General features: G+C 38.5%; 26 protein-coding genes. 2 read left to right on the forward strand and 24 right to left on the reverse strand.

Going from position 1 to position 22732, the window contains the following annotated elements:
- Positions 1–16: 16 nt before the first annotated feature.
- Both FFR60_RS02320 and FFR60_RS02325 read right to left on the reverse strand, forming a co-directional pair.
- Entirely contained in the window at positions 17–853 is an 837-nt protein-coding gene (locus FFR60_RS02320) for a TIGR03943 family putative permease subunit (protein ID WP_137662834.1), read from the reverse strand.
- Positions 854–871: 18 nt separating this feature from the next.
- Positions 872–1768 (reverse strand): permease, encoded by an 897-nt coding sequence (locus FFR60_RS02325; RefSeq protein WP_137662835.1) that lies wholly within the window; start codon positions 1766–1768, stop codon positions 872–874.
- A 476-nt stretch (positions 1769–2244) separates the two neighbouring features.
- Between FFR60_RS02325 and FFR60_RS22885 the strand changes: the two genes are divergently transcribed.
- Positions 2245–2385 (forward strand): hypothetical protein, encoded by a 141-nt coding sequence (locus FFR60_RS22885; RefSeq protein WP_249354932.1) that lies wholly within the window; start codon positions 2245–2247, stop codon positions 2383–2385.
- A 436-nt stretch (positions 2386–2821) separates the two neighbouring features.
- On the opposite strand, the gene FFR60_RS02335 is transcribed toward FFR60_RS22885, so the two are convergent.
- Both FFR60_RS02335 and FFR60_RS02340 read right to left on the reverse strand, forming a co-directional pair.
- Positions 2822–3244 carry a universal stress protein gene (locus FFR60_RS02335; RefSeq protein ID WP_137662837.1) on the reverse strand — a complete coding sequence of 141 codons (423 nt, stop codon included), beginning with the start codon at positions 3242–3244 and terminating at the stop codon, positions 2822–2824.
- 452 nt (positions 3245–3696) lie between these two features.
- Positions 3697–4122 carry a universal stress protein gene (locus FFR60_RS02340; RefSeq protein ID WP_137662838.1) on the reverse strand — a complete coding sequence of 142 codons (426 nt, stop codon included), beginning with the start codon at positions 4120–4122 and terminating at the stop codon, positions 3697–3699.
- Positions 4123–5161: 1039 nt separating this feature from the next.
- Between FFR60_RS02340 and FFR60_RS02345 the strand changes: the two genes are divergently transcribed.
- Complete coding sequence (locus FFR60_RS02345; RefSeq protein WP_137662839.1) at positions 5162–5347, forward strand: hypothetical protein; 186 nt, start codon at positions 5162–5164, stop codon at positions 5345–5347.
- A 15-nt stretch (positions 5348–5362) separates the two neighbouring features.
- Here the strand turns inward: FFR60_RS02345 and FFR60_RS02350 are convergent, their stop codons facing one another.
- The 20 genes from FFR60_RS02350 to FFR60_RS02445 all read right to left on the reverse strand — a co-directional run bounded on the left by FFR60_RS02350 (position 5363) and on the right by FFR60_RS02445 (position 22727).
- On the reverse strand, positions 5363–6502 hold the full coding sequence (locus FFR60_RS02350; RefSeq protein WP_137662840.1) for an XRE family transcriptional regulator: 1140 nt from the start codon (positions 6500–6502) through the stop codon (positions 5363–5365).
- Positions 6499–7170 (reverse strand): hypothetical protein, encoded by a 672-nt coding sequence (locus FFR60_RS02355; RefSeq protein WP_137662841.1) that lies wholly within the window; start codon positions 7168–7170, stop codon positions 6499–6501. Before FFR60_RS02355 ends, FFR60_RS02350 begins: the two co-directional genes overlap by 4 nt.
- A gap of 453 nt (positions 7171–7623) precedes the next feature.
- On the reverse strand, positions 7624–8730 hold the full coding sequence (locus FFR60_RS02360; RefSeq protein WP_137662842.1) for a GH25 family lysozyme: 1107 nt from the start codon (positions 8728–8730) through the stop codon (positions 7624–7626).
- 10 nt (positions 8731–8740) lie between these two features.
- Positions 8741–8944: a phage holin gene (locus tag FFR60_RS02365; RefSeq protein WP_137662843.1), complete on the reverse strand. Its 204-nt coding sequence runs from the start codon at positions 8942–8944 to the stop codon at positions 8741–8743.
- A complete protein-coding gene (locus FFR60_RS02370) occupies positions 8944–9165 on the reverse strand; it encodes a hypothetical protein (RefSeq protein WP_137662844.1) in 222 nt (73 codons plus the stop codon). The genes FFR60_RS02365 and FFR60_RS02370 overlap by 1 nt, the downstream gene beginning before the upstream one ends.
- 52 nt (positions 9166–9217) lie before the next feature.
- On the reverse strand, positions 9218–11122 hold the full coding sequence (locus tag FFR60_RS02375; RefSeq protein ID WP_137662845.1) for a BppU family phage baseplate upper protein: 1905 nt from the start codon (positions 11120–11122) through the stop codon (positions 9218–9220).
- Positions 11122–13323: a phage tail spike protein gene (locus FFR60_RS02380; protein ID WP_137662846.1), complete on the reverse strand. Its 2202-nt coding sequence runs from the start codon at positions 13321–13323 to the stop codon at positions 11122–11124. The genes FFR60_RS02375 and FFR60_RS02380 overlap by 1 nt, the downstream gene beginning before the upstream one ends.
- Positions 13320–14066: a distal tail protein Dit gene (locus FFR60_RS02385; protein ID WP_277990522.1), complete on the reverse strand. Its 747-nt coding sequence runs from the start codon at positions 14064–14066 to the stop codon at positions 13320–13322. The genes FFR60_RS02380 and FFR60_RS02385 overlap by 4 nt, the downstream gene beginning before the upstream one ends.
- 11 nt (positions 14067–14077) lie before the next feature.
- A complete protein-coding gene (locus FFR60_RS02390; protein WP_171004842.1) occupies positions 14078–17419 on the reverse strand; it encodes a tape measure protein in 3342 nt (1113 codons plus the stop codon).
- Positions 17412–18068 (reverse strand): Gp15 family bacteriophage protein, encoded by a 657-nt coding sequence (locus tag FFR60_RS02395; protein ID WP_137662849.1) that lies wholly within the window; start codon positions 18066–18068, stop codon positions 17412–17414. Before FFR60_RS02395 ends, FFR60_RS02390 begins: the two co-directional genes overlap by 8 nt.
- Position 18069: 1 nt before the next feature.
- On the reverse strand, positions 18070–18435 hold the full coding sequence (locus tag FFR60_RS02400) for a DUF6673 family protein (RefSeq protein WP_137662850.1): 366 nt from the start codon (positions 18433–18435) through the stop codon (positions 18070–18072).
- A gap of 58 nt (positions 18436–18493) precedes the next feature.
- The gene (locus tag FFR60_RS02405) at positions 18494–18967 is read right to left on the reverse strand and encodes a phage tail tube protein (RefSeq protein WP_137662851.1); all 474 of its coding nucleotides are present in this window, start codon (positions 18965–18967) and stop codon (positions 18494–18496) included.
- 13 nt (positions 18968–18980) lie between these two features.
- A complete protein-coding gene (locus FFR60_RS02410; protein ID WP_137662852.1) occupies positions 18981–19367 on the reverse strand; it encodes a phage tail terminator protein in 387 nt (128 codons plus the stop codon).
- Positions 19368–19715, reverse strand: coding sequence for a minor capsid protein (locus tag FFR60_RS02415; RefSeq protein ID WP_137662853.1), 348 nt, complete (start codon positions 19713–19715; stop codon positions 19368–19370).
- Positions 19715–20056 carry a putative minor capsid protein gene (locus FFR60_RS02420; RefSeq protein ID WP_137662854.1) on the reverse strand — a complete coding sequence of 114 codons (342 nt, stop codon included), beginning with the start codon at positions 20054–20056 and terminating at the stop codon, positions 19715–19717. The genes FFR60_RS02415 and FFR60_RS02420 overlap by 1 nt, the downstream gene beginning before the upstream one ends.
- A complete protein-coding gene (locus FFR60_RS02425; protein ID WP_137662855.1) occupies positions 20050–20454 on the reverse strand; it encodes a head-tail connector protein in 405 nt (134 codons plus the stop codon). Before FFR60_RS02425 ends, FFR60_RS02420 begins: the two co-directional genes overlap by 7 nt.
- Before the next feature lie 39 nt (positions 20455–20493).
- Complete coding sequence (locus tag FFR60_RS02430; protein WP_171004833.1) at positions 20494–20763, reverse strand: phage tail protein; 270 nt, start codon at positions 20761–20763, stop codon at positions 20494–20496.
- 17 nt (positions 20764–20780) lie between these two features.
- Positions 20781–21767, reverse strand: coding sequence for a major capsid protein (locus FFR60_RS02435; protein WP_137662857.1), 987 nt, complete (start codon positions 21765–21767; stop codon positions 20781–20783).
- Positions 21767–22366, reverse strand: coding sequence for a phage scaffolding protein (locus FFR60_RS02440; protein WP_137662858.1), 600 nt, complete (start codon positions 22364–22366; stop codon positions 21767–21769). Before FFR60_RS02440 ends, FFR60_RS02435 begins: the two co-directional genes overlap by 1 nt.
- A gap of 97 nt (positions 22367–22463) precedes the next feature.
- Positions 22464–22727, reverse strand: coding sequence for a hypothetical protein (locus FFR60_RS02445; protein WP_137662859.1), 264 nt, complete (start codon positions 22725–22727; stop codon positions 22464–22466).
- Between the last annotated feature and the right edge of the window lie 5 nt (positions 22728–22732).

Below are 22732 nucleotides of genomic sequence, written 5' to 3' on the forward strand. Positions count from 1 at the left end.
ACAGAAGACTCTATTATTAAAATGCTCGATAGACATATTGATTTTTTGGCGCATCAACCGTTTGCGCGCTAGTGACCTCGACTGATGGGATTTGACGATCAAAGGGTTCAAAGAAATCTAACGTGATTGTCCCTTCGACATGTAGCCACTGACTATTCTTCACTGTCATATTATCCGGCAATTTGGTCATTAAACCAAACACGCCTGAATCCGCGACACAGTGAATGATCCCGAAGCGGAATAGAAAATCATATTTCCGATTATTCTTATTGGCTTCATACACGAATCCATTGAAGGAAATCTTTTTGCCGACAAAGGAATTAGGATAGTTATAGATTAATTCCATCACCTCTAAGTAATTTTCGTCGGTGACCTCCAATTTTTGGTCGGCTTCATATTTTTTCATCAGCTGCGCCATTTGATCGTTATAGTCACTTTTATTGTAATAAATGCTGGTATCCGGCTTCAAATACTGGGTGTTCATCTCAGGATCGCCCACCGATTCCTTGCTGACAGGAAAACTGAATCCCTTCGCTTCAACTATCGTCGTATCTAAGCTGATCGTGGGAAACAGTGTCCCCACAACTAAAGGCAACACCAGCAATAGATAGGCGATCGCTCGTTGATAAGGCTTCGTCAGTCCATGATCGTGTCCATCATGATGCGCATGCTCCTGCTGTTTTTCACTACCGGCCCAGATTTTCAACTGAACAAGGGCTAACAGCAAGGACAAAAACATCGTCAGAAAAATCAGGTAGCGATAATGCACATTAATGTATTGATCCAATTTTCCAGAAACCTGCAGGTACATCATTAATTCGAAATAGCCTGATAAAATTAGAAAACGTATCATTGATCTTCCCCCTTCTTCCTAAATCACTAACGCATAGATCGTAACGATCACACTGATCAACGCAATCAATTGCAGAATAAACTTTCCATGAAAGCTGCGCTTCATCATCATCAAGTTTTTGATATCCACCATCGGTCCAAAAACGAGAAAAGCCACGATCGCGTTAGTTCCAAACAAACTTAATAAAGAGGAACCGACAAAAGCATCTGCTTCTGAGCAAAGAGACATCGTAAAGGCTAAGACCAGCATCACTAAAATACCGATGATTTTCGAAGAAGTCAGCTGCATCATAAATTGCGTAGGCAAGAAGACCTGCATCCCACTGGCAATCAACGCACCGATAATCAAATAGCGCCCCGTGTCAAAAAATTCATCGATACCGTGAACTAAGACCGACCAAACTTTCCCGCCAAAAGATGGCTTGTCCGCTGCCTCGTGGTGATGGTCTTCATGGTGATGCAGCTCTGATTTCATGATCGGTGAACGATTGAAATACGCGATCCATGACCCAATGATCAAAGCGACGATGAAACTGCCCAGCGCTCTTAGTAAAGCAAACTTCAGACTATTGCCAAAGGCGATGTAGGTTGAAAACAATACGATGGGGTTGATAATGGGAGCCGTCACCATAAACGCAAACGCGGTGTGCTCCGGTACCCCTTTACGCATGAACTGTGTAACGATCGGCACGATACCGCATTCACACGATGGGAAAAAGAAACCTAAAAAGGAACCGACAAGGATGGCCAAAAATTTATTTCTAGGTAAAATTTTTTTTACACGTTCCGGTGTTAGAAAAACTTGCAACGCTCCGGAAATAATACAACCTAATAAAACAAATGGAATTGCTTCGATGACAATCGATAAAAAGATCGCACTCATTTGCAAAATTGAATGTGGCAGAAAATTAAACATGTGTCTCCTCCAAAATTTTCACTGTTTAAACATATACTCTTTTTCTTCAAAAGATACAAGAAATTTTGAATTCACAAACTTTTTTTTAGATATTTTTATGGATTTTCCACCCGAAAACAAAAAAAAACCCGCTCATTATGAGCGGGTAATTGCTTGCTATTTTACAGCGTCTTTTATTATAGCTGTTTTATCACTTCTTCGTTCTGGTTCAGAATCGCTTTATATCAACGTTTGATAACAATTTCTTGTTAATAAATTATCGGGCTAGAACAAACTAGTTAGACTTTTTTGCCCCTTTTTTGCCCCTCTTTAGTCTTCATATTCTACCTATGCTATACTACACCTGAGGTGATTATATGGATAGATTTATTGGACGTCTGAACAAAATCAAAGTGATTAAAGAAAGACCCCTTATCCTTAGATTTACGTTGATTTCTGCCATGGAATCTGTTAACTGCCTTGTTGAGAGGGAAATTTTGAGTAGACAAATAATGCAGCTGCCAGATAACAAATATACGATGTCAGTAAAAGGGCATTTCAATAATAAAAATCAATTAGTCATCAGAGAAATGAGGATTTTAGACAAAGATGATTGCACATATAAATTAGGATTATAGAATTTGCAGACAAGCCAATCTGTGAGTTTTTTCCACACAAAAACCCACTCCTGTAACAAGCTAAGAAGTGGATCGAAAGCGATGAGGTTTGCCAAGCTATCCACTTAATCAGTATAACAAATTTCTATTTGTGGATGCCTTCCTTCTCTATGCAATTTACCCCTCTCACCATCGAAATCACCTTTCCTCATTCCGAACGCTTCCAACAAAAGGAAGAATTCAGATGCTGAACTCTGGCTGATATCTCGCAACAATCACATTTGAATAAGTGGACAACCATGACAAGCTTTTGTTGAATTCTGTAAGTGGTCCCATCTTTAGATCGAATCATTCACGTCCAGCAATCATTTGTGGTTACTCTTTTCCTAAATATGTAGCTATTATACAAGCTTCTCGAGAAATAAAAAACCTCTAAAATTAACGAGAGATTTATATACTATCTCACAACCAAGATATTACAAGGCGCGTGGTTAACAACGTAGGCGGTCGTGGAGCCAACCAGAGTGCGTTCAATTGCTCCTTTACCGGTTGCGCCTATGACGATAAGATCGATATCTTCAACTTTAGCATAATTAACAATTTCGTGTTTAGCAACTCCTACCGAAACCTTTTTTTCAATTTTCATCGTTGACTCATCTTGTGCAAAGTCATCTAACATATTTTTTGCACGTATTAACAATCCAGAGGTGACCTCTCTCACCATTAAGGGAGCATGAGAAATCGTGGAAATGTCTATACTAGTTAACATTGTCAACTCAGCTTCATTCCTTTTAGCAATAGCAATTGCTTCGTGCACCGCATCTTTTGACTGATCTGAACCATCGACAGCTACTAAAACGGATCTATATTGGGCTTCCATTGTTACGCTCCCTCTCTTTTTTTGTAAACATAAAAGATTTCTTAAATGTATTGTTTAGTCACTATTATCAGTTATCAACAAATCAATTCGAGAATCGATATCTTTTTTCACCGCTAAAGATCTTAAATAGGGTTATGCCACCGCTTCAGGCAAAATGAACCACGCAGCTTGATACCCTCTTCCTGTAGTAGGGAATCCTTTATCTTCTTCGTTATCGCCCTCATACCGGATACCATAAGCCTTTGTATTTTTCCATCTTAACTCTGCAATTGAATGAGCTTTACCCGTTTTGTACCATCTTCTACAATATGCAATGGTTCAAGTTTTTCTTTGGAACTGATAACTTCTTTGGGTGAGACTACTGTATATACCCCCTTTGATTTGATTATTGAGGATTTATCGTATGGCGTTTCGTTTCTTGCAAAATATAATCTCAAAAACCGGGAATAACCCTACCTTACAACTAAGACGTTGCAGGGGGCATGACTAACAACATAAGATGTAGTAGAACCCACTAGGACCCTCTCGATTGCTCCTTTACCTGTCGCTCCCATAGCAATTAAATCAATTCCTGTTTCTTTTGCAAATTGTACAATTGAGACCTTTGGGGCCCCTTCTACTTTACGAATAGTATAATTAAATTCTGATGGTAAATGCTGCTCTATTTTCTCAGTAACTATCTTCGATTGTTCCTCTGATAATTCCCGCACATATTGAACGATACGTGCATCAGCTGTTGCAATAGACATATCAGTAACTGTTAAGATATAAAGATGAGAATCATTTCGTCGAGCGATTGAGAGTGCTTCCTTTAGAGCCTTATACGATTGCTCAGAGTCATCAATAGCAACTAAAATTTTTCCATAATTGCCTTCCATTGTAAACGCCTCCTTTATTTAAGAATAAGGAATTTTGCTTATTCAGAGTAATAATATACAAAATAGCCTAGCAGATAGATGGTGTGCACGGTACATCTGAGGTTCCTATGTCTGCGCAACTTATCCGCTAGGCCTGTTCAATTAGTAAGGAATTTCTCAAACTCCCGCGTTCCTCTCGCGCCGATTCTCACCGACAGATTCACTACTATATCATCATTTCTGACAACTTTTTCGGAAATTCATTATCCTCTACAATTACTTTATAACACACTTTGTAAGCGATTTCAATCTTTTCGCTCAAAAAGACCTTAGCTCTCGAGATGTTAACATTATGATGGAATTTGAAATGATGAAAGCCTGATTTTTCAGGCTTTTTGTGACTTCTGTGATACCCTTGAGACAAGAACATATAGTGAGGTGAATGATGATTAAGAAGAAAAAGGAATGGCTCCCTGCAGTCGTCATTTTGTTGGTTATCGTATTTTTGAGAGTCCTATTTTATTTGTGGCAGGGAAACTAAAAAAAAGACGAGCTCCCGATTGTTCGAGAGCTCCAGGGTTATGAAAAAAAATAGATTTTTGAGATAAGAATATTATACAGCAAAACGCTTACAAATTACAATCGTCAAAAGACTTAGCTCTCGAGATGTTATAATTATGATGGAATTCGAAATGGTTAAAGCCTGATTTTTCGGGCTTTTTTTATTGAAGAAAACTGTTGACATCATATACTATCGATAGTATAATATAATTATAGAAAGAGAGGTGAGAAAGTGAAACATAGAAAAAAGAGAACAAGAAAATTAGAAGTTGGCTTCGAAATCAATCTTCTAATATTCAAGTTCTCAATCAAAATTAGTTGGGGGAGTTAATCTCCCCTAGCTTCTATGTTCATTATACCATGAAAAAAGAATGGAAATGGAAAAACGTCACAGTCAGTTTAGAAAAAATTAAACCTGATTGGAAAGTCGCTATTGCTTGGATCGTCGTCCTATCGTTGATAGCATGGTTGATTTGGTTCAGATGAGGAGTTGTTATGTATGAAAGATGCTAATCAGCAAACGGAAGCTAATAAGAAATGGCAAGAGAAGAATCGAGAACACGCTCGCTATTTGAGAAATCGCAGCACATCTCGTTCCTTTATCAAAAAGCAAGCTACTATAGAGGATATAGAGGAATTGGAAAGCTTGATTGAACAGCGTAAAAAAGACCTTAGCTCTCGCTAGGGTCTTCTTTTTGACTCATATTAATTTTAAATGACTATTTGAATTTACTTCAAACTTATCTTCTTCATATTGAAATAATTCAAATATTTGTTCCTCACTCAATCCAACTTCAGTAACAATCTCTTTCATACAGTCTGGCTTTTCATTTTTTACATATTGAATTGCTTTGTTAAATAACGTAGGATATTCGATTGGTATTTCATCATCAAACGGTTCATGTAATCGCCATTTATTTCTACTTATCTGTTGACGTAAAAATAATGCTTGCCTGCTACTAATTAATCCTGATTGATCTCCATTAAATATTATGGCTTGTAACGAAACCTTCCAATGCCTTTTTAATTGTAGCAAATGGTTCATATTAGTAGCAGTTAAATCTAATACAAAACCTTCTTCAGGCAAAAGTAAACTACCAGCAAAATGATTTGCTTCCATTTCTATTCTCTTGTTATTTGAACTATTTGATATCTCTGTTCTATTATACGAAGAGTGTAACAATATATGTCCCAACTCATGAGCTAAATTGAACCTTATTCTAACGCTTGATATTCTTTGATTATTAATAATAATATATGGTTGTCCATTAACGAATAATGTCAGAGCATCAATCTTCGCCGAACTTAAATCTTCAAAATGTACTCTAATCCCCATTTTTTCAACAAGGAGAGTCATGTTAGATATAGGTCCAATTCCCAGATTATATTCTTCCCTTAAAGACATTGCGATTTTTGAAATCTTCTCAAAATCAATTTGAGAAAACTCTTTACTTCTTAATGAATAACTAGGGTATCTAAAACTTGGTAAATTAACATAATTCTCGACTATACTTGCTACGATGCTAAAAAGAATTCCACTTTGCTCAACCTGTTTTTGATATTTTACTGCAACTGCAGCACCTTTTCTGAAGAATAGTAGGTCATTATCCGGAGCTATATTCTCAGCTGTACTGTAGTAAAATCGTCTCGGAAATCCTAACATTTTTTCAATTTCAATTAATTTTTCAAAAGTAGGTTTTTTCTTATTATTTTCCCAATCAGAAATTAATTGATGGCTGACACCTAATTTCTCACCCAACTTGGATATCGTCCATAGTTTTAATTCCCTTGCAAGCTTCAATTTCCTTCCCTGAAATACAAAGGAATTATTTTTTATCATTGAGCATCACTCTCTTTTACATGTTCTTCAAAATCATCAAAGTTAAAATCAGACATTTCCTTTTCCGTAGTAATAAATTTTGCTTTATTATCTGTCAAAAGTTCAAACTCTTTATCAACAGGTATCGAAGTGTACCAAGTTTTTCTATTTTTGGGAATGCCCAACACAGTAAATGTAGGAATATCAGTTTGATAGCCGTGATTTAATTCAATATATACAGGTTTTTCTTCAACAAATTTATCTGCCTCAAAGTCAAAATATGTTTCAAAATTATTATATCGGCTTGCACGATATTTAGCATATCTACTAGGTCTAGCAGCGGTAGTGGCCTGATTTACAATAAGATTGGTCTCAACCTTTTGGTCTTTAAACAATAGAAAAGTATTATTTTTACCAGAAGTATAGTTTATAGAATAATCCAATTCAAGTAAGCCATTTTTTATGTATTGAACAATCATATATTCAACGCCATATGTTTTTAGTCTAGGTAAAACTTCTTTTCCTCTTAATTCATTGAGCCAGCTATCGTCTTTTTTTAAAGTATCGACAGCAAGCTGGTAGCCAAGTTTTACAGATGAGTTCAGGTAAATTCTTGTCTCTTTATCAAATGTTTCTGTCAAAAATTGTTCAGGGTTATCTTCTTGGAAAATGTATTTATAGTCTTCCATAGTTGCCTCCGCTCTTTTATGTCGTTGCAACCATTTTACAACTTTAGGCTATTTTTTGCAACCACAATCAGATTGATTTCAATATATCTATTCCGGTTATGGGCCGTCTGCTCTAACCAACTGAGCTAAGGGTACAAATAACCATTTGTGCAAACGTATACAAAGCGTTAAACTATAAGTTAGGGATTCCTGATCTTCCCCACAGCATATCCTGCTTCTTTCTCAATGGTGCTGTATCAGGAATCCCTATTTAGATATTATTCGTATATTAGTTGCAGAGCAACCATTTTGCTTCCAAAATAAAAGGCTGACCAAACCACAGGAGTGGTTGATCAGCAAGTCTCTAAGACTGGTATCAGCCACCAGCGATAGTTAGTATAACTCATAAGTAAAATATGGTGCAAACATTATTTTATACCTTGATACTAGCGAGTTTCAGTTAAATCTTTGGGATCAAACATCCAAGTACCAGCGCGTTTCAGTCAAATCGTTAAATCCACCTTTGACATCGCCATCAGGATCGTTTGTACTTCGAATCATAATAATTACTGAATGCCCCGAAACGTCTTTCTGATTGAATTCAATATTGAATCCAGCCACATCATTTCGATTGTACACTTTAGCAGCATCCGCACGCGGTAAGTCTTTTAACTTAATGCGCTTCAGTTCTTTACCATTCGTACGATCGAGAATGAAGGCATACTGATACTTATGAGTTCTTGTGCTCCAGCCTTCAGCTTTAATCTTTCCGGCCATTGCACCAAATCCGTCAACATGACCTTTATCATTCTTGACTTCCATAACTGAATAATTCTGACCTGCTCGATAAATATCTTTCGTTTCACTAGGATTAGGATCAGGTAAAGTCGTATATCCGTTATCTGTAATTCCTGTCAAATCGATATTCCCATCCAACCCGCCGCCAACATATGTTGACGTGAATTGATAGATTGCTACACCATCCATACTAGGAAACACAGACCATACTGGATATGGAGTGACGTTATAATTCGGATATGCGGCCATCCATAACGAGTCAGGAAACTCGGCTAATATTTGTTGGTAATAGACATTTTGAAGCGTGAACGGTTTATACGAGTAATACATTGGCGTATATCCGGCATCTCGAACCCTTCGCATACCGTATAAAATAGTATCCGTATTCGCTTGTTTGTTGCCGCTAGCTCCGTGTTCAAAGTCTAGTGCGACAATTGATCCTCGTGGCGTCTTCACCTTTGGCAAGAAGTAATCCATCGTAGTTTTCGCAATACTCATGCTTCCCCAAGTATCGTACCAGATGTAAGTATGCGCACGTTTTCCTTGAGCTAAAGCTGAATTCACTTGGCTCTCATACGTCCACTGATTGTAGAGTCCACCAGCGTTGTATCCGCCAATCTGGCTAATACTGAATTTATCGTGAGCATAGCCAAATTGACCTTGTGCTCCTTGATAAACAGCCCAATCGACCCCTTGATCCCCCTTTGCCGCATCCACGTTAGCTGGGAAAATCGGCAATAAAAAAAGAGCTGCAACAGCTCCTAATAAAATTTTCTTTTTCATAAAGTTCCTCCTATTCATCTGAAAACATCTTATACGTCCGATTTGATACACCTAACACAGTACCTAGAAACGTCCCTACTGCCGCTACAATAATTACAGTGATATCTGTATATTGCCATTCAACAGCTTTCCCTACGACACCAATGAATGTTGTCAAAGCGGGAATAACAATCAAAGCAACCCATTTCAAAATTTCAAACGTCTTATTTTGCATTATTTGTCACCCCCTTTCATATCTCTAAGATCATGTTCCGCTTCCGTCATTCGACCTTCTAACATATACGTTCGTTCAATAACATTGTTGTGTTTTTCAACTTTCTTTTCTAACTGTTCTATCCTGTACATTGTCAGTTTATTTGAAATCACTATCCCAGAAAATGTGCCAATCAAAGTTCCACCAAGACTGAATAGTGTAATTACAGACTCGAAATTCATAGTCCACCCTCTCTCATTCAATATAAAAAGCACACCCGAAAGTGTGCTAAATCTAATCACCCAAACGTTCCATAGTAAACTGGTCTATGTTTAGGAACTGTAGAGCGTTTGTGCTGTTGTTTGACTCAGACGTGAAGTAGATCGTATCCCCAGCTTTTAGAGTAATTATTGCTTGACACTGTTGGCGATTCCTATTTTGAGTAGTTCCGCCAAATGGTGAAAAGTCCCATTTGCTAATACTACCACCGCGATTTAACATTAATGAAACATAATGCCATAATGCTACAGAGGTTCGCCACTGTCGTTTTACGTTTGCGGAAACCTTATATTGACCATCCTTAGCTACAACTATCAATCCTTTGGAATCATAGGTGAAATAGTTTTCTGTAGCTGGTATGGTTTTATACTCATTGTCAGTGCTTGCGTAAACGGCACCAAAATTTGGTGTAGCGGGGTCTTCAACTTGATGGTTCTCGCCCCATACCATTTGTTTGCCGTATTTGACGCGATAGGCGTCTAATGCTGTTTCGATCTGACCGGCGTCTTTCAACCCTTTAGGTGTAACCACCACATCGTCACGTTCACCAACAATGATTTCTTCTGGTGTAGCTGGTTCAAAGTTTTTTCCGCTATAGTGCGCTATCATTGACTTAATGTGCTCGTTTACAGATAGATCAATAATGATGTCTAAGTTTGCGTAATCAATGCTTACTATTGACGGTGTTGAGCCATCTGAAGCTTCAGCAAAAGCAATAATATTAACAAAGCCATTATCATCAATGAAATATTTATTATTACTTGCCGTTGTTTTATTCGATAGCCTTGAAGGCGTCCCGTATGGATGAGACCCAACTCCCGTCCACGCTCCAGCGTTAGACCAACCGCCGACACTAAACTTGTACCCGCTTGGCCCACTTCCAAACCCCCAAACATTCCATTGAATTGTCAGAATGTTTCTAAGTAGTTCAACCTGTTCGGTTAATTCGGTAGCGCCACGATCAAGGAATAAAGTTTCTCCTAACTCACGTTTAAAGGACTCAATAATATTGAATTTCGAGACCATCTGAATCTGATAGCCAGATGTCAAATTCCCATTCACTTTTAACACATTTCCATCAATAGCGCTTAATTTTGGATAATCCACATTTGCGTCATTGACAAAACTATTGGGACTTAAAAGTGTTGTTGATGATTTAGCACTAGCTGCATGTGGATTTTCAATATTCGAGCCAGCAACTTTATCTTTAAAATCAAGCGGGAAAGTCATCCGAACTTTATCTTTTCCAATGACTTGATAGATCACGTTTGCGGAACTTTCTTCTTTATTAAAACTCTCTTCTTTTGTCCAGAAGTTTCCACTCTCAAAGTCTGTTAAGGCCTGTTCAATTTGATCTCGCAAGGCACTAATTTGAATATCTAACTCGACAATTCTCTCTTGAGCCGCAGTGAAGTTCTGATTCATTTCATTAATGGCTTGATTTTGTTGGTTATTTAATTCGGTTATCGCTTGTTTTTGAAGCTCATTTAATTCTGCCACTAATTTATTATACTCAGTGATTATCGTTTCAGCTTCCGGAGCGTCAATATCGGCATTGCCATCGACATAGATTTCAAAACCAGCCGTACTGTCTCTTTTGCCGTCTTTTACAATTGAAAAATACGCTTGCTCATACTTCCCGGCAACAGCAAAAGCCATATTTGGGAATGTATAATCAAACGTACCTTTTTTCAAACCCGCAGCAGTAGTGCTAACGTTTTCCGAATCAAATACTTTCGTTTTTCCGTTGTATGTGGTTCCTTCGAAGGTAATTTTGTAGCCAGTTAAATCTGCAACCTCATCTCGTCTGGACAAATTCACAGTCACTGTTTGTAGCCGGTCATCTCCGACCCTTCCATAAACTATTGCTGGCATGATCGGATCTTTTGATAGATCAAGATTCAATATTTTATTACTCATCAAATCCCCCCTCTGTGATATTTCCGCTTATTCTTCTTCGTTTCCGAGAGATGCTTTTCTAAACGCTCAACCTTTTCAATCAATTGCTTGTTGGTTAGGCTGTTCAACATAATTTGCTTGTTCACATCTATTCGCTGGTAATTATCTTCTTTCACCTTTGCGCTTAGAAATGGCGAATACTGCGCGATTAACCCTAATTCCCTTTTATCATTTGGTTGCGCTTCTGGATTGGTGTTTTGGCAATTCTGTTTCCTGTTGAATTCCACAAAATTTAGTTTTTTTGTTTCCGAAATACCATCTACTGTTGTATCCTCAATATTTTCTTTAAGGCGTATGTCCGATTGATTGTATATGGAATATCCGTTCATATTTAATGGAGAATAAAAATTTACGGTAGAATTATTAGGAACCTTAAGTCCAGTCAACCAAATATTTTTGATTGCTTTGTCGTTTCCGTTTACATCGCTACCGAAAGTTAAGTTGTTTGCAGTAACTTCACCAGTATTCCCATCTACTTTAAACGAACCTACATGGGAGTCACTACTTGAAACGTATCTTCCAAGCCACAGGTCTGTTCCGGGATAGGCAGAAACGTTTAAATACTCTCGTCCAGTTGGCGTATATACAGTTCGATACAAACCGCCTAAAACTGTTGAACCATTTGTTCTATATAAACGAAATGCCCCTCCCGTCATCTCGGAAAAGAGCTTTCCGCTCCACAGATTTTTTATACTGCCATTTGCTAGAAATATTTCTGAAGCGCCAGACACGGATGAAATCGTACTCCCTGTGATTGCCACACCAATAATATTAATCGCTCGCAATGTTCCTGTTGTCATTCTATCGGCAACAATCGCTCCATTATTGGTCATAGCTAGTCCATACGTGCCATTGTATCCTGTTGAACTAAAGCCAAGTCCACCAACATTCCACCGCCATACTTTTTGAGCTGTATTGATATTTGTGGTATCCATAATCAACAATTCCTGTGGATCAGCTAATGATGGATAAATCACTACATGACCTTTACCGGGGTTTTTAATAATATCTGATGCTTCTTTTTGAGCTTTTTCTAACCAATCTATTTTATTGTTAATATCGTTCACGTTTGTTTGGGAGTCCTCAATCACTTTTGAGAGGTTCGTTCTTGCTTCTCCCAGTTCAACGGATTCATACTTATCAAGTGTCACATTCCAAACCGTTTTAATGATTTGCGCCGAGGTATTAATTTCTAATTGATTGAAAACCACCGTGACCCAATCGCATAAATCAATCATTTCAAGGTTTTTAAGCTGCTCATCCATTACAGAACTAGCAAGGTCAACATAGCTTGCTTTGATAGAAACCTTTGGAATCCCTACATTATTATTCTTAATAAACGCTTGAATCTGTGTCCTTAAAGCTGCTACATCTTTTGGCTCTTTATCACTGAAATCGACCATCTGGATACGACGTTGTGTATAGTTTCCTACATACTCACTATCTAAATAGGTTTCAGGTAAAGTGATTATTTTTTCTTCGTCACCATTACCAACTTTTGCCCAACCATAAACTGAAGTGTAGGTGTTCTCTATAGATTCCTCTTGAGTGATATCAGTCAGATTTTTCCCATAAGCAATAATCACGTTCTTTTCAGAACCTGCTTGTGCCATTAATCGCACTTGATTATTATTGAAAACATACTCGCCGCCGAAGTTATCAAGAATCGATCCCCGAACGCCACCTAAAACTTCTTGTGCATTAGCAAATTTTGCGGGATCAGTAAAATCCACCGATGATCTTGTAGAAACGTCACTATAGAAAGTAAAGTCACCTTTCGGTTCCATTTGATTTCTAAGTTGATTCAACGCCGTTTGTGCTGGTATATCTTTATATATTGAGCCTACTTTTACTATCGACCGCAATAGCTGGTATCTGTAGTGTTCACAGTATACTGTCACTATTCCATTAATCGGCTTTGTGATTTCCGCAATCTCAAGCCGTTGGCTTTGCGCTTGAATGGTAGGCCCTGCATCAGCAACAACCCACCTTCCAACCTTCAGCTCTTTAAACAATGGTGCATCGACGGGGTATTTAAAAGATAGTTCATACATCCCGTTTTTTTCCCTAGTTAATAAAGGATTGATCGCATCACTTAGCGGTCCAATACCTAACGAAGACCAGTTATTATTTTTCTTATCGTGTAAAATAATTGTGCTCATACGGCTAGGTTCCTCCATCTAGGTTTGATTTTAAATTGATCAATATTGTTATAAGAAATTTCATTCTTCCCAGGCTGCAAGATAATTGGATTATAACCATCAGTATTCAAGAAGCAATACTTAGATACATTCACACCGCCAGTTTTATAAGCAATGCCATTCTCGCAATCCATCGTAATAATCCCTGTGCCTGCTTCTTTCGCAATGCGAAACTGCTGACCATTGATGTAGATGTTGCTATCTGCGGTAGCCGTAGTTTTGTTAAACGACACGATAGGAAGACTAGTAAATTGCTCTGGATTTGTAATTGATTGACCGCTTAAAATCTCTCGTTCATCTTCCCCATCTAAGCGGAATACAAAAGGTTGACACTTGAAGGTGAAATTGATGTGAGTCCATTCTCTTTTTTCGTCAACCCCCGATATACCACCAAGACCCAAAGCCTTGTAGAAATACTCATTGTATTCACTGAAGATGAGCGGTGAGTAATCTTTAGCTATATAAAGCCACCCAGCAATATTTCGTAGTTGGGTGGCTATCGTTTTATCTCTTTCTTTATATATTGTTACGGGAAAATTCTTTTCTATATCCTTGAATTTCCCTTTGTCGTGAATAATATCTGAGTTTCTCCCATCAACTTCTGTGAAATCCAAAGAAGACTCCGGGATAACAAATTCCATTTCATTTCTTATTCTTATTAAGAATTCGTTTGATTTTCTCCCACGAAATTGAAAATATGGCAATTTATTAAAATCTATTTTAATCGCCCCCTTGATTGACGTTCAGTTAACACTGCTAATTGACGAGATGTCTCTTCGATCGATTGATCATTTGATAAGTCAGCATGTTCAATGTTGAAATTAAATGATGGACTATAGTTTTTACTCGTTTCAGAAGTATTATTAATAATCCTACTTATATTGCTAGTTGCTCCTATCTGCGAACTTCCCAATGCTAATTCCGGCGTCAGACCTTTGAACATATTCGTAGAAAGACGTTCTAACGATCGGTCGATTACAGATGCATCCTTATCGATCCCAATAGCTATCCCTTGCGGAATAAACCGACCTATTTTATCTCTCATTACACGTGACGGCGAATGAATATCTAGTGCATTCTGCATTGTTCGGGTAATCTGATTTGCAATTTCCTGAGCTGCGTTTAGCGCGTGACTTGAATTATCGATAATCCCGTTCGCCAATCCTATCACGGCATTTGCACCGATATTTTTTAAAGAATTGTATAATCCATCGGCTGAAGAAATCATATTTTGAACCATTGTAGATATTTGATTTTTCGGTTGTTCTTGGTTCGAACTAATTCCATCCGACATTCCTTGAACAACATTAGAACCAATATCGTGGAATACTCTTGAAGGGCTATGAACACCAAGTTTGTCCTTCGCGACACTCGGAAGTTTTGAAGCCATCTTTCCAGCGGCATCTTCAGCGTCTTTGCTACTTGAATTAATCCCTTCCTTCATACCATTAGGAATTTGCTTGCCAATACTCTTGAAATCCGCTTTAGCTGATTTCTTCTTTGCCGTTGCAGCAGCATCGTCGATCATTGATCCAGTTATTTCAGCAACCTGTTGCTTGCTTTCTGCGACCCCAGCTTTTACATTTGCAGTTGCATCTTTCCCTACTGAACCGAAATCAGCATCTCTTACATTCTGTACCAATGTATTTTTCGCTGTAGGCATAATACTAGCAACTTCTTCATTCACACCATTTTTACCTAGTTGGTAACCTTCTTTCATTGCGTTCATAGCAGACTGAGAGGAATTTCTATAGGTTTCGTTCAGAGCTTGAAGTTCTTCCGCACTTCTGGTATTTAATTCAGCTGCTTGTGCAGCACCTTCAGGACCCATTTTTCGTAATTGCTCCAACAGACCTTGGTCGACACCTTTTTCAGCTAACGCTGCAATATTCTGGCTCCAACTTGCAATAGCTTCTTGGTTTTTCTGCATATTCTCAATCATTTGTTCCATAGATATAGCTGTTTTTTGAGTAATCTGATCGAATACACTTCCAGCTTTTTCTTCTAAAGACTGATATTCGGTACGCATAGAATCCATGACTTCTTTTTGTTTTTCATTCATAGCATCATAGGAAACTTGTTGTTTAAAAACTCCATCTTCTAAAGCTACGCTTACTCTATTTATAGACTCTTCATGGACGCCTGCTGTTGCTTGAAACTCATTCTGTAACGCCAGTTGTGTCTCTTTCAGCGCAGATTCTTTTTCATCCAATGCTTGAACAGCTTCTGCAGCCTTCTTTGCCTCCATCGGTGACTTAGAAACAATACTGTTCCATTTCTCGCGTTCAATATTTATTTCCACCAACTTAGCTTCTACATCGTTACGCTCTTTGATGATATCGTTCATTTGTTGTTGAGCTTCTTTAGCCTTATCAAGTTCTTGATATGCTCTCACTTGATCAGTGATCTTAGTGGGGATCTCCGAAAGTGTGTCCTTCTGCGCATCATAAACAAGGTTCAAATCAGACATGGAGTTGTTAAGTTCTTCAACTGCTCTTTTCAGATTGTTTTTCTCTGCAGTTGTTTTATTTTCTTTTGCTGCAAGTGTTTCGATTTCAGTAATTAGCATCTGATAAGACTTTGTCGATCCATCAATTGCAGTAATTTCATCTCTTCTATCTTGAGCATGCTTTTCTGTTTGATCTATCAGTTTTTGAGACGAATTAACTGTTTCCTCTTGGGATTTTTTTAACTTTTTGTATTCTTCGCTTTCTGCGTTCAATTGTTTGTGCAATGCAATTCCACCTGCAACTAAAAGACCAATTGCTGCAGTTACCCATCCGATAGGTCCTAATGCAACTTTTAGTGCGGCGCTAAATGCTGTCGTTGCAACTGTAGCCAAACTCGTCGTTCCCGTAAGGACTCCCATAATCACATTTTTTGCAGTTAGTAAAGGAATGGTTACAAACATAGCAACTTTTTCAGCTAGTTGAGCTCTCGCCTGAGCATTGGTAGCTAAGGTAAAAAGTTTTGTGGCTACTTCTGCAACCTTAACTGCTGCTAAATATAGTCTTATTTGTATTTCTGAATTACTAAAAGCTTGACCTACTGACCTAATAATTAGCATAGTGGTAATAGCCTTCACAAAGGCAGTGATCGCGGGAGTATAGGGTTCTAACTTATCAAATACTTGACTGAGTATTTTTCCAAACGATTCAAAGTATGGTGTTGCTTTCTCAATTGCTCCCGTCATACTCTCGAACGCTTTGTTCACCAGCGCTTTCATCGAATCGATATTTTTCGCAATGCTTTTTCCTGTAACTGCTTTTGCCGCGTTATCCAGTGCTGTAATCACGTTCGCTAGACCTTTGACAACTGCGCTTTTCAAATTCTCAAAAGAGGTTCCGATTCCCTCACTATTGATCTTTGCTAATTTCGCTAGCTCGCCTGTTCCTGTTCCTAGCTCAATCAACTGATTCTGGAAATCCTTAAAAGTGACCTTCCCGTCTTTCAGAGCAGCATACAAATCTGTCTGTGCAGTTTCACCAACAAACCCCATTGCTTCCGCCGTCTTTTGAAGTCCGATCGGCATTGTTTCTTGAAGCGAACGCCAAGACTGCATGTCAACTTTACCTGTACTCAACATTTGAATATACTGTTCCATCCCACGTTTAGCATCCTCAGTTGATGCTCCACTTGCAAGAAATGCGTTGTTCAGAGCGATTGTGGCATCTGTTGATTTATTCATGTTCCCAGTAACTGAGGTCATTCGTTGGGCTGTAGAAACCACGGTATCTAGTCTCGTTGGCAATCCATCAATTCCATCCGCTAAACGACCTACAGATTTTTTAGAATCCTCTGCAGAGAAGCCTAGAGCGCTCATAACTTTCGGGTATTTTTGCATGGTATCAAAACGAACTATTGCATCATCAAGTGAGGATTTTAGAACATCAAACGCAGCTGAAGCGACTTTGACAAGGCCTAACCCTGCAACGATGTCCTTTATCCCACTAGAGGCTTTCCCGGACTTTCCTTCTAATGTATCAAGATCACTATTTAGTGAACGGATGGGCCTTCCATCTGCATCAATTTGAATTGAAATTACGCCATCAGCCATTTGTGTCACCTCCGAGTTCTTCAAGTCGTTTCCTAGCGAACGCTTCTTTTTCTTCTCCGGACAGAGAATTGAAGTACATAAGTTCGTCTGCATCCTTTTGTGTTACATCTAAGGAATATATTTTTTGCAGTTCTCTCATCTGCTTATCCTCTTCAGGAGAGGTATGTTCACCTGGTTTCCATTTTCGAATACTTATCACTTGGGAAAGCTTAGTTTTTTCACTCAGACCATTCAAAAGAGCTTTAAATTTTTTCCAATGGAGTTTCCCGCGTTGTTCAAATAAATCTATTTTGTAGTCGTAAAAAAAAGACGCGAAAATAATATCGGCGTCTTCTACTAACGAGTAATATTCTTTTTCTGGTTCGTGTTGTTGATCCAAGGAAGCAAAAATAACTGAAGGTTTCTCAATCATAATATGATTCTGAATAACAGCTTTTATTACTTCTAATTTTTGATGTGTGGAAATTGCCGGTTCGTTCCCCTTCCCAAAAAGCAATGACATAGCAATCGAAGTCTTAGACTGTTCGGATATTTCCTCATCTGCGAGAAGATCGAAAAATCTTAGTACGACATCATAAGCCAAGTTAAGATTATAGATATCACCGTCAATTTCAATTTCATTATCAATCCCATAAGCAAATGAGAACATGTCACTCACCTATGTATTTTTTTAATTTTTCCGATTGGGTAGCAGCTTCGATTTCAGCTGGTAACTGTTCTTCTAATTCAATTAGAATGTCTGTCATAGCACTAATGTTACAAACTTCTTTGTAAACTTTGTCGTATGCTCCTTTACCCAACAAATAGTCAAAGGATTCCCGTTGTGCCTGTTTAGTAAGCTCTAAACGTTTCTCTTCTGGTAAGTCATCAGATATGTTGATGCTCTCGATTCTTTCGACTACTTTATTTAGTGTAGATTTCAATTTGAGAACTGCATTATCTGACAAATCAAATTCAAATTTATTCGTTCCAATTTCTACAGGAATAAACTTTCTTTTCGCGTCAATTTTTATCACGGTCGAACCTCCTTATATTACAAGTAAAAGAGGGGAAAGCCCCCTCTTACATGATTGTTTATTTGCTGCTAGTTTTTTGTTGAGTCGAAGCTTGTTGTATTTGCCCTTCTGCTTTCACTGATTCTTCAGGAAGTCCTTCAAACGAAATTGTACATTTGAACTCTGATGGGTCATTTGCTTCCCCGCCATGTGCTTGGATGTCACTGATTTTCGCAGGACCCTGAATAATTGTTCCGTCAGGTTCTTCCACCTTTAGGTAACAGCTACGTTCACTTAACTTAAACAATTTCTTCCGCATAAAGTCTTGCGCTTCGTCTCCGTACTTTCGATGACCTTCAAAAGCATATGAAATAGTGACACTTTTAGTAAATTTTGATGTACCGCCATTAAGGTCATAGTATCCAATATTCTCAGAATCTTCTTCGAATTCTGGCGCAATACCTGTAATCCCACCACCAATTAGAATTAAGTCTTCCTTTGTATTCCCCACGTAGTGCTTACGCAAAAAGTTTTGATAAATTGTTGCATCCATCTATAAATTCCTCCTAATAAGTTATGATTTTTGCTTGAATCTCTAATAAAAAAACAAACCAGTCTTGAGTCTCGGTCGGCCCAATGAATGGTTTGCTTGCAATTGAAATATTCATGAAAGAAAAGGAACCATTTTTACTTTTCAATTCAGCTAGATTTTCTATAAAATCGGAAATCTCCCGAAGTGTCGTTTCGACTTTTGACCCGTCTTCTGATTTCATTCCTATCTCGTAGTTCAACGTTTCTTCCTTACTACCATCATAAAACCGTTGAGTTACACGACCTCCTGGTAAAGAATAGATGGCCAAACTTTCTTTTTCCGACAAATAACCTTTTTTTATCTTTACAGGCAGATTGGGAATCGAATTGATTGAATCATTTAACCGGTCTAAAAAATCCATTTACAATCCCGCTCCTCTCAAATATGCTCGTTTCCATGCTGGCAAGTACAAACCCTTTGCTTTCAAGTCCCAGCGCTTGCCAGTGCCCGGCGTCGAATATTTTCTGAATACTACTTTGCCATTTGTACCGTAAAACTGCGCTTTAGCGTAAACCATATAATAATTGATTGAGCTTCCGTCCCGAGCTATGGAAACTGCCATTCTCAAAGAGCCGCCGCCTGAACTCATAGGAACAAACGGATTCATGTCAGCCATCGCTTGATTGGCCAATGCTCGTTGTCCGTTGATGTTAGCCTCGTGACTGATCTTCTTTCGAACGCCTCCGAGATCAATAGATATTCCAGCCATTAGATCACCTCTAACTCATACGAATAGATTTCATTCGTATACGCCTCGTATATAGGCTCTACTTTGACCAGTTTATGCTCTCGACCATCGAAGATAAGCAAAGATTGTTCTTTAAACTCAGGTATGGGATCAGTCAGTCCGGCATAGCAAAAAACGACTGCATGATATAGCAATTGTTTGCCATTTGTCGAAAACGTATATTGGCTTCCACGATCAATCCGGCAATTATCTATACTTACATAGTCACCATAAATAGGTTTGTTGTAATCTCCTTCTCCTAGATATTCTCGATAAATAAAAGAATCAACCAAGAACTCTTTTGGCGGTTTCGGCATTACCATGATTGAACACCTCGATATAAGAGCCCAGTGCCTTCTAAATATACATATACGTCCTCAGATACTAAAGACTTACTTTCGTTTGCTCCTGAAGGATTGTAACGACTGCTATTAGAAACGCTAGTCCGCCCCGCCGAGAAGGTCTGCGGTGCTTTGTTTATGCTCTCGTACGTATCAGCACCTAGCTCTCCGAAATATTCTATTTGGCTACAAAGCGCTGATTTGAATTGGTTTACTCTAAATCCAATAGGATCAGTCTCAATAGAATGGAACTGATAAAAACGATTCGTTATGTTATCAATCACTGCTACAGCCTTTTTATAGAATTTTTCGAACGTTTCTTTCGAATACTCTTCTTTTCCAGTGATCTTTTTGAACTCCTCAAAAGTTAGATATTCCATGACTGCCTCCTTTCAAAATCAAAAGGCTAGTCAAATAGACTAACCTTCATTTGGATCTGTTAGTGTCAAAATATGACTATCTGTGAATGAGCCTTCTGTGGTTTTCACAGTAGTCGTATACACTCCATCCCCTACTGCATCTGTCCATGAAATCAAACCAGAAGCACTAACTTTCAACCCCGGTGTTTCGGGCAATATTGAAAAGCTCACTTCTTTGTTTGAGGCATTTTCAGGAGCAACAACAGCGGTTAATTGTCTGGTTCCAGCAGTCCCCGCGACTGCCGAAGAGGTTTTTGGCGATAGTGTCACGCCTGTAGCAGGGATTGTTACTCCCCCGCCAACACGTGTTGGATTGCAATAATACCAATTTGTTTGTCTTCGTAAACTTTTTCCCAGTTCGCAGCTTTCGTAAGATCGGCATTTGTTGGAGTGATTTCACCAGCGACACGATCTGAATTCGTAAACTTAACACCGTATGGGTGCATAGTGAAAGCGCGACGAGTATAAACTTCGTCGTTTCCTTTGTTCGCAATACGAGCTGTTTCAAAAGTGGTTAATTTGGCTGGATTTCCTGTATTACGTCCGATTGAACCAGTTGCAAATAGATAAGAAGTATACACCTTAGCCGCGCCAGTTCCCGTTGCAGGCACACCATCATCAACAACCACTCTGTAACCTAAATAGGTAGGAATGTTTACTTCCCCACGGGCATTAGGGATGAATGCAATTAAGTTTTGTTTTTGCAATTCAGTGTACACAGCAGAGTGCATTACAATCATACTTAACCGGTCGGCTGAATCACCTAGTAACTGTTTGGCATCAAGAACTAATTCTCCGGAAATTCCTTTCGTAGGCTCGGCAAGTAAGTGAGAATCCGCCAATGCTCCATTTTCTGCGAACAATCCGTTTAACACTGAAATCAGAACCGTTTGTTCACGGCGCATCCACCAAGACGCGATTTTACTCATCAACGCACCTAGAGGGTCGTCTCCTGAAATAACCGCAGCAAGTTCATTAACGGACCATCCGCGACCACGATACATTACCGCAGCAATATCTGCACTTGCAGTAATTTTGCCTGTTCCTAGTGCTTTATCCCCGTCACCTAAAGTTTCATCTTCACCATCTAAATCATTCCAGAACGGCATATTAACAAGCAATCCGCCTGCTGTAATATTTTGAGCAACGGTTGGATCGGCAACTGCAACTCCTGACTGGATGATCGCTGACTTTTCCTCTGTAAAGTTGTTCATATAGGCATTAAATACCTCGGGTGTTACCACGTCTAATAATTTTGTAATTTCATTCGCCATTATTCATTATCTCCTTCTTGTGTTAAATAATTTGTTAAATTAAAGCCTTCTGATTTCATTTGTTGGTCCAATGATCCTGTATTTTGTTGAATCGTACCCGGATTACCGCCAGTAACGATTCGTGGTGCAGGGTTTTGTTCAGATTCTGCTTGCTGAAACAAGAACGCTTTATTTTCCTGCAATCCTTTTAATTGCTCATCAAAACCTTGTAACTTACCTTCTACAACTTTGATTGTGTCTTTGTCTAATTGACCTAGAACAATGTCCTCATCAAGCGCAGCAGCTTCTTTCAACGCTAATTTGATAGCGAAGTCTTTTTGTTGTTCAGATAGTTTTGTTTCTGATTCAGATTTAACAGTATCGAATTTTTCTTGAAGATCCGTTAATTGCTTTGTTAAATCTTCATTTCCTTTTGCTGACTCTTTCAACGTGTCTAACTCTGTTTGGTTTGAGTCAAGTTGTTCTTTGAACTGATCGCGCTCTTGCTCTGCAGTAGCTAAGCCTTTATTCAATTCATTCACCGTCTGCCCATGCAATGCCATAATCAACCCGATTTGTTCGTCTGATAAACCTAAATCTTTTAATTGTTCTCTTTTCATTTCTTTCATCCTTTCGAGTTTTAACGTGGCAACGACCACGATGGAGTGAACAGTTTTACGCCATATTCAGGGCAAAATAAAAAGTCCTTTACGGACTTCAATTCTCATATTCTCTCTGTAAATCTCGCATTTTCGCTTGAATATTATCAGCAAGCGCTTCTTTATTCTTACCCGGCTTGGTATTTCGCTGTTTGTATAAGAGTTTTCGAATATCTTTATTTGTATAACAGATTGTCGTCTTTCCTTTACAGGACCGGCACTCTGCATAAGTATGGTGAACAGCGTTTTCCAGCTTATCTGTCTTTTGTATAAACGGTGTAAGTTCATTGCATAGTCCACACTGAAATAACTCGTTATTCATTCTTA

Origin of the sequence: Enterococcus hulanensis (genome assembly GCF_005405485.1) — a bacterium.
In the GTDB taxonomy this organism is placed as follows: Bacteria; Bacillota; Bacilli; order Lactobacillales; family Enterococcaceae; genus Enterococcus_A; species Enterococcus_A hulanensis.

What these genes read in the sequence shown, in the direction of transcription:
- FFR60_RS02320 (WP_137662834.1), bottom strand. Translation starts at nt 853, where the DNA reads ATGATACGTTTTCTAATTTTATCAGGCTATTTCGAATTAATGATGTAC.
- FFR60_RS02325 (WP_137662835.1), bottom strand. Translation starts at nt 1,768, where the DNA reads ATGTTTAATTTTCTGCCACATTCAATTTTGCAAATGAGTGCGATCTTT.
- FFR60_RS02335 (WP_137662837.1), bottom strand. Translation starts at nt 3,244, where the DNA reads ATGGAAGCCCAATATAGATCCGTTTTAGTAGCTGTCGATGGTTCAGAT.
- FFR60_RS02340 (WP_137662838.1), bottom strand. Translation starts at nt 4,122, where the DNA reads ATGGAAGGCAATTATGGAAAAATTTTAGTTGCTATTGATGACTCTGAG.
- FFR60_RS02345 (WP_137662839.1), top strand. Translation starts at nt 5,162, where the DNA reads ATGAAAGATGCTAATCAGCAAACGGAAGCTAATAAGAAATGGCAAGAG.
- FFR60_RS02350 (WP_137662840.1), bottom strand. Translation starts at nt 6,502, where the DNA reads ATGATAAAAAATAATTCCTTTGTATTTCAGGGAAGGAAATTGAAGCTT.
- FFR60_RS02355 (WP_137662841.1), bottom strand. Translation starts at nt 7,170, where the DNA reads ATGGAAGACTATAAATACATTTTCCAAGAAGATAACCCTGAACAATTT.
- FFR60_RS02360 (WP_137662842.1), bottom strand. Translation starts at nt 8,730, where the DNA reads ATGAAAAAGAAAATTTTATTAGGAGCTGTTGCAGCTCTTTTTTTATTG.
- FFR60_RS02365 (WP_137662843.1), bottom strand. Translation starts at nt 8,944, where the DNA reads ATGCAAAATAAGACGTTTGAAATTTTGAAATGGGTTGCTTTGATTGTT.
- FFR60_RS02370 (WP_137662844.1), bottom strand. Translation starts at nt 9,165, where the DNA reads ATGAATTTCGAGTCTGTAATTACACTATTCAGTCTTGGTGGAACTTTG.
- FFR60_RS02375 (WP_137662845.1), bottom strand. Translation starts at nt 11,122, where the DNA reads ATGAGTAATAAAATATTGAATCTTGATCTATCAAAAGATCCGATCATG.
- FFR60_RS02380 (WP_137662846.1), bottom strand. Translation starts at nt 13,323, where the DNA reads ATGAGCACAATTATTTTACACGATAAGAAAAATAATAACTGGTCTTCG.
- FFR60_RS02390 (WP_171004842.1), bottom strand. Translation starts at nt 17,419, where the DNA reads ATGGCTGATGGCGTAATTTCAATTCAAATTGATGCAGATGGAAGGCCC.
- FFR60_RS02395 (WP_137662849.1), bottom strand. Translation starts at nt 18,068, where the DNA reads ATGTTCTCATTTGCTTATGGGATTGATAATGAAATTGAAATTGACGGT.
- FFR60_RS02405 (WP_137662851.1), bottom strand. Translation starts at nt 18,967, where the DNA reads ATGGATGCAACAATTTATCAAAACTTTTTGCGTAAGCACTACGTGGGG.
- FFR60_RS02410 (WP_137662852.1), bottom strand. Translation starts at nt 19,367, where the DNA reads ATGGATTTTTTAGACCGGTTAAATGATTCAATCAATTCGATTCCCAAT.
- FFR60_RS02415 (WP_137662853.1), bottom strand. Translation starts at nt 19,715, where the DNA reads ATGGCTGGAATATCTATTGATCTCGGAGGCGTTCGAAAGAAGATCAGT.
- FFR60_RS02420 (WP_137662854.1), bottom strand. Translation starts at nt 20,056, where the DNA reads ATGGTAATGCCGAAACCGCCAAAAGAGTTCTTGGTTGATTCTTTTATT.
- FFR60_RS02425 (WP_137662855.1), bottom strand. Translation starts at nt 20,454, where the DNA reads ATGGAATATCTAACTTTTGAGGAGTTCAAAAAGATCACTGGAAAAGAA.
- FFR60_RS02435 (WP_137662857.1), bottom strand. Translation starts at nt 21,767, where the DNA reads ATGGCGAATGAAATTACAAAATTATTAGACGTGGTAACACCCGAGGTA.
- FFR60_RS02440 (WP_137662858.1), bottom strand. Translation starts at nt 22,366, where the DNA reads ATGAAAAGAGAACAATTAAAAGATTTAGGTTTATCAGACGAACAAATC.
- FFR60_RS02445 (WP_137662859.1), bottom strand. Translation starts at nt 22,727, where the DNA reads ATGAATAACGAGTTATTTCAGTGTGGACTATGCAATGAACTTACACCG.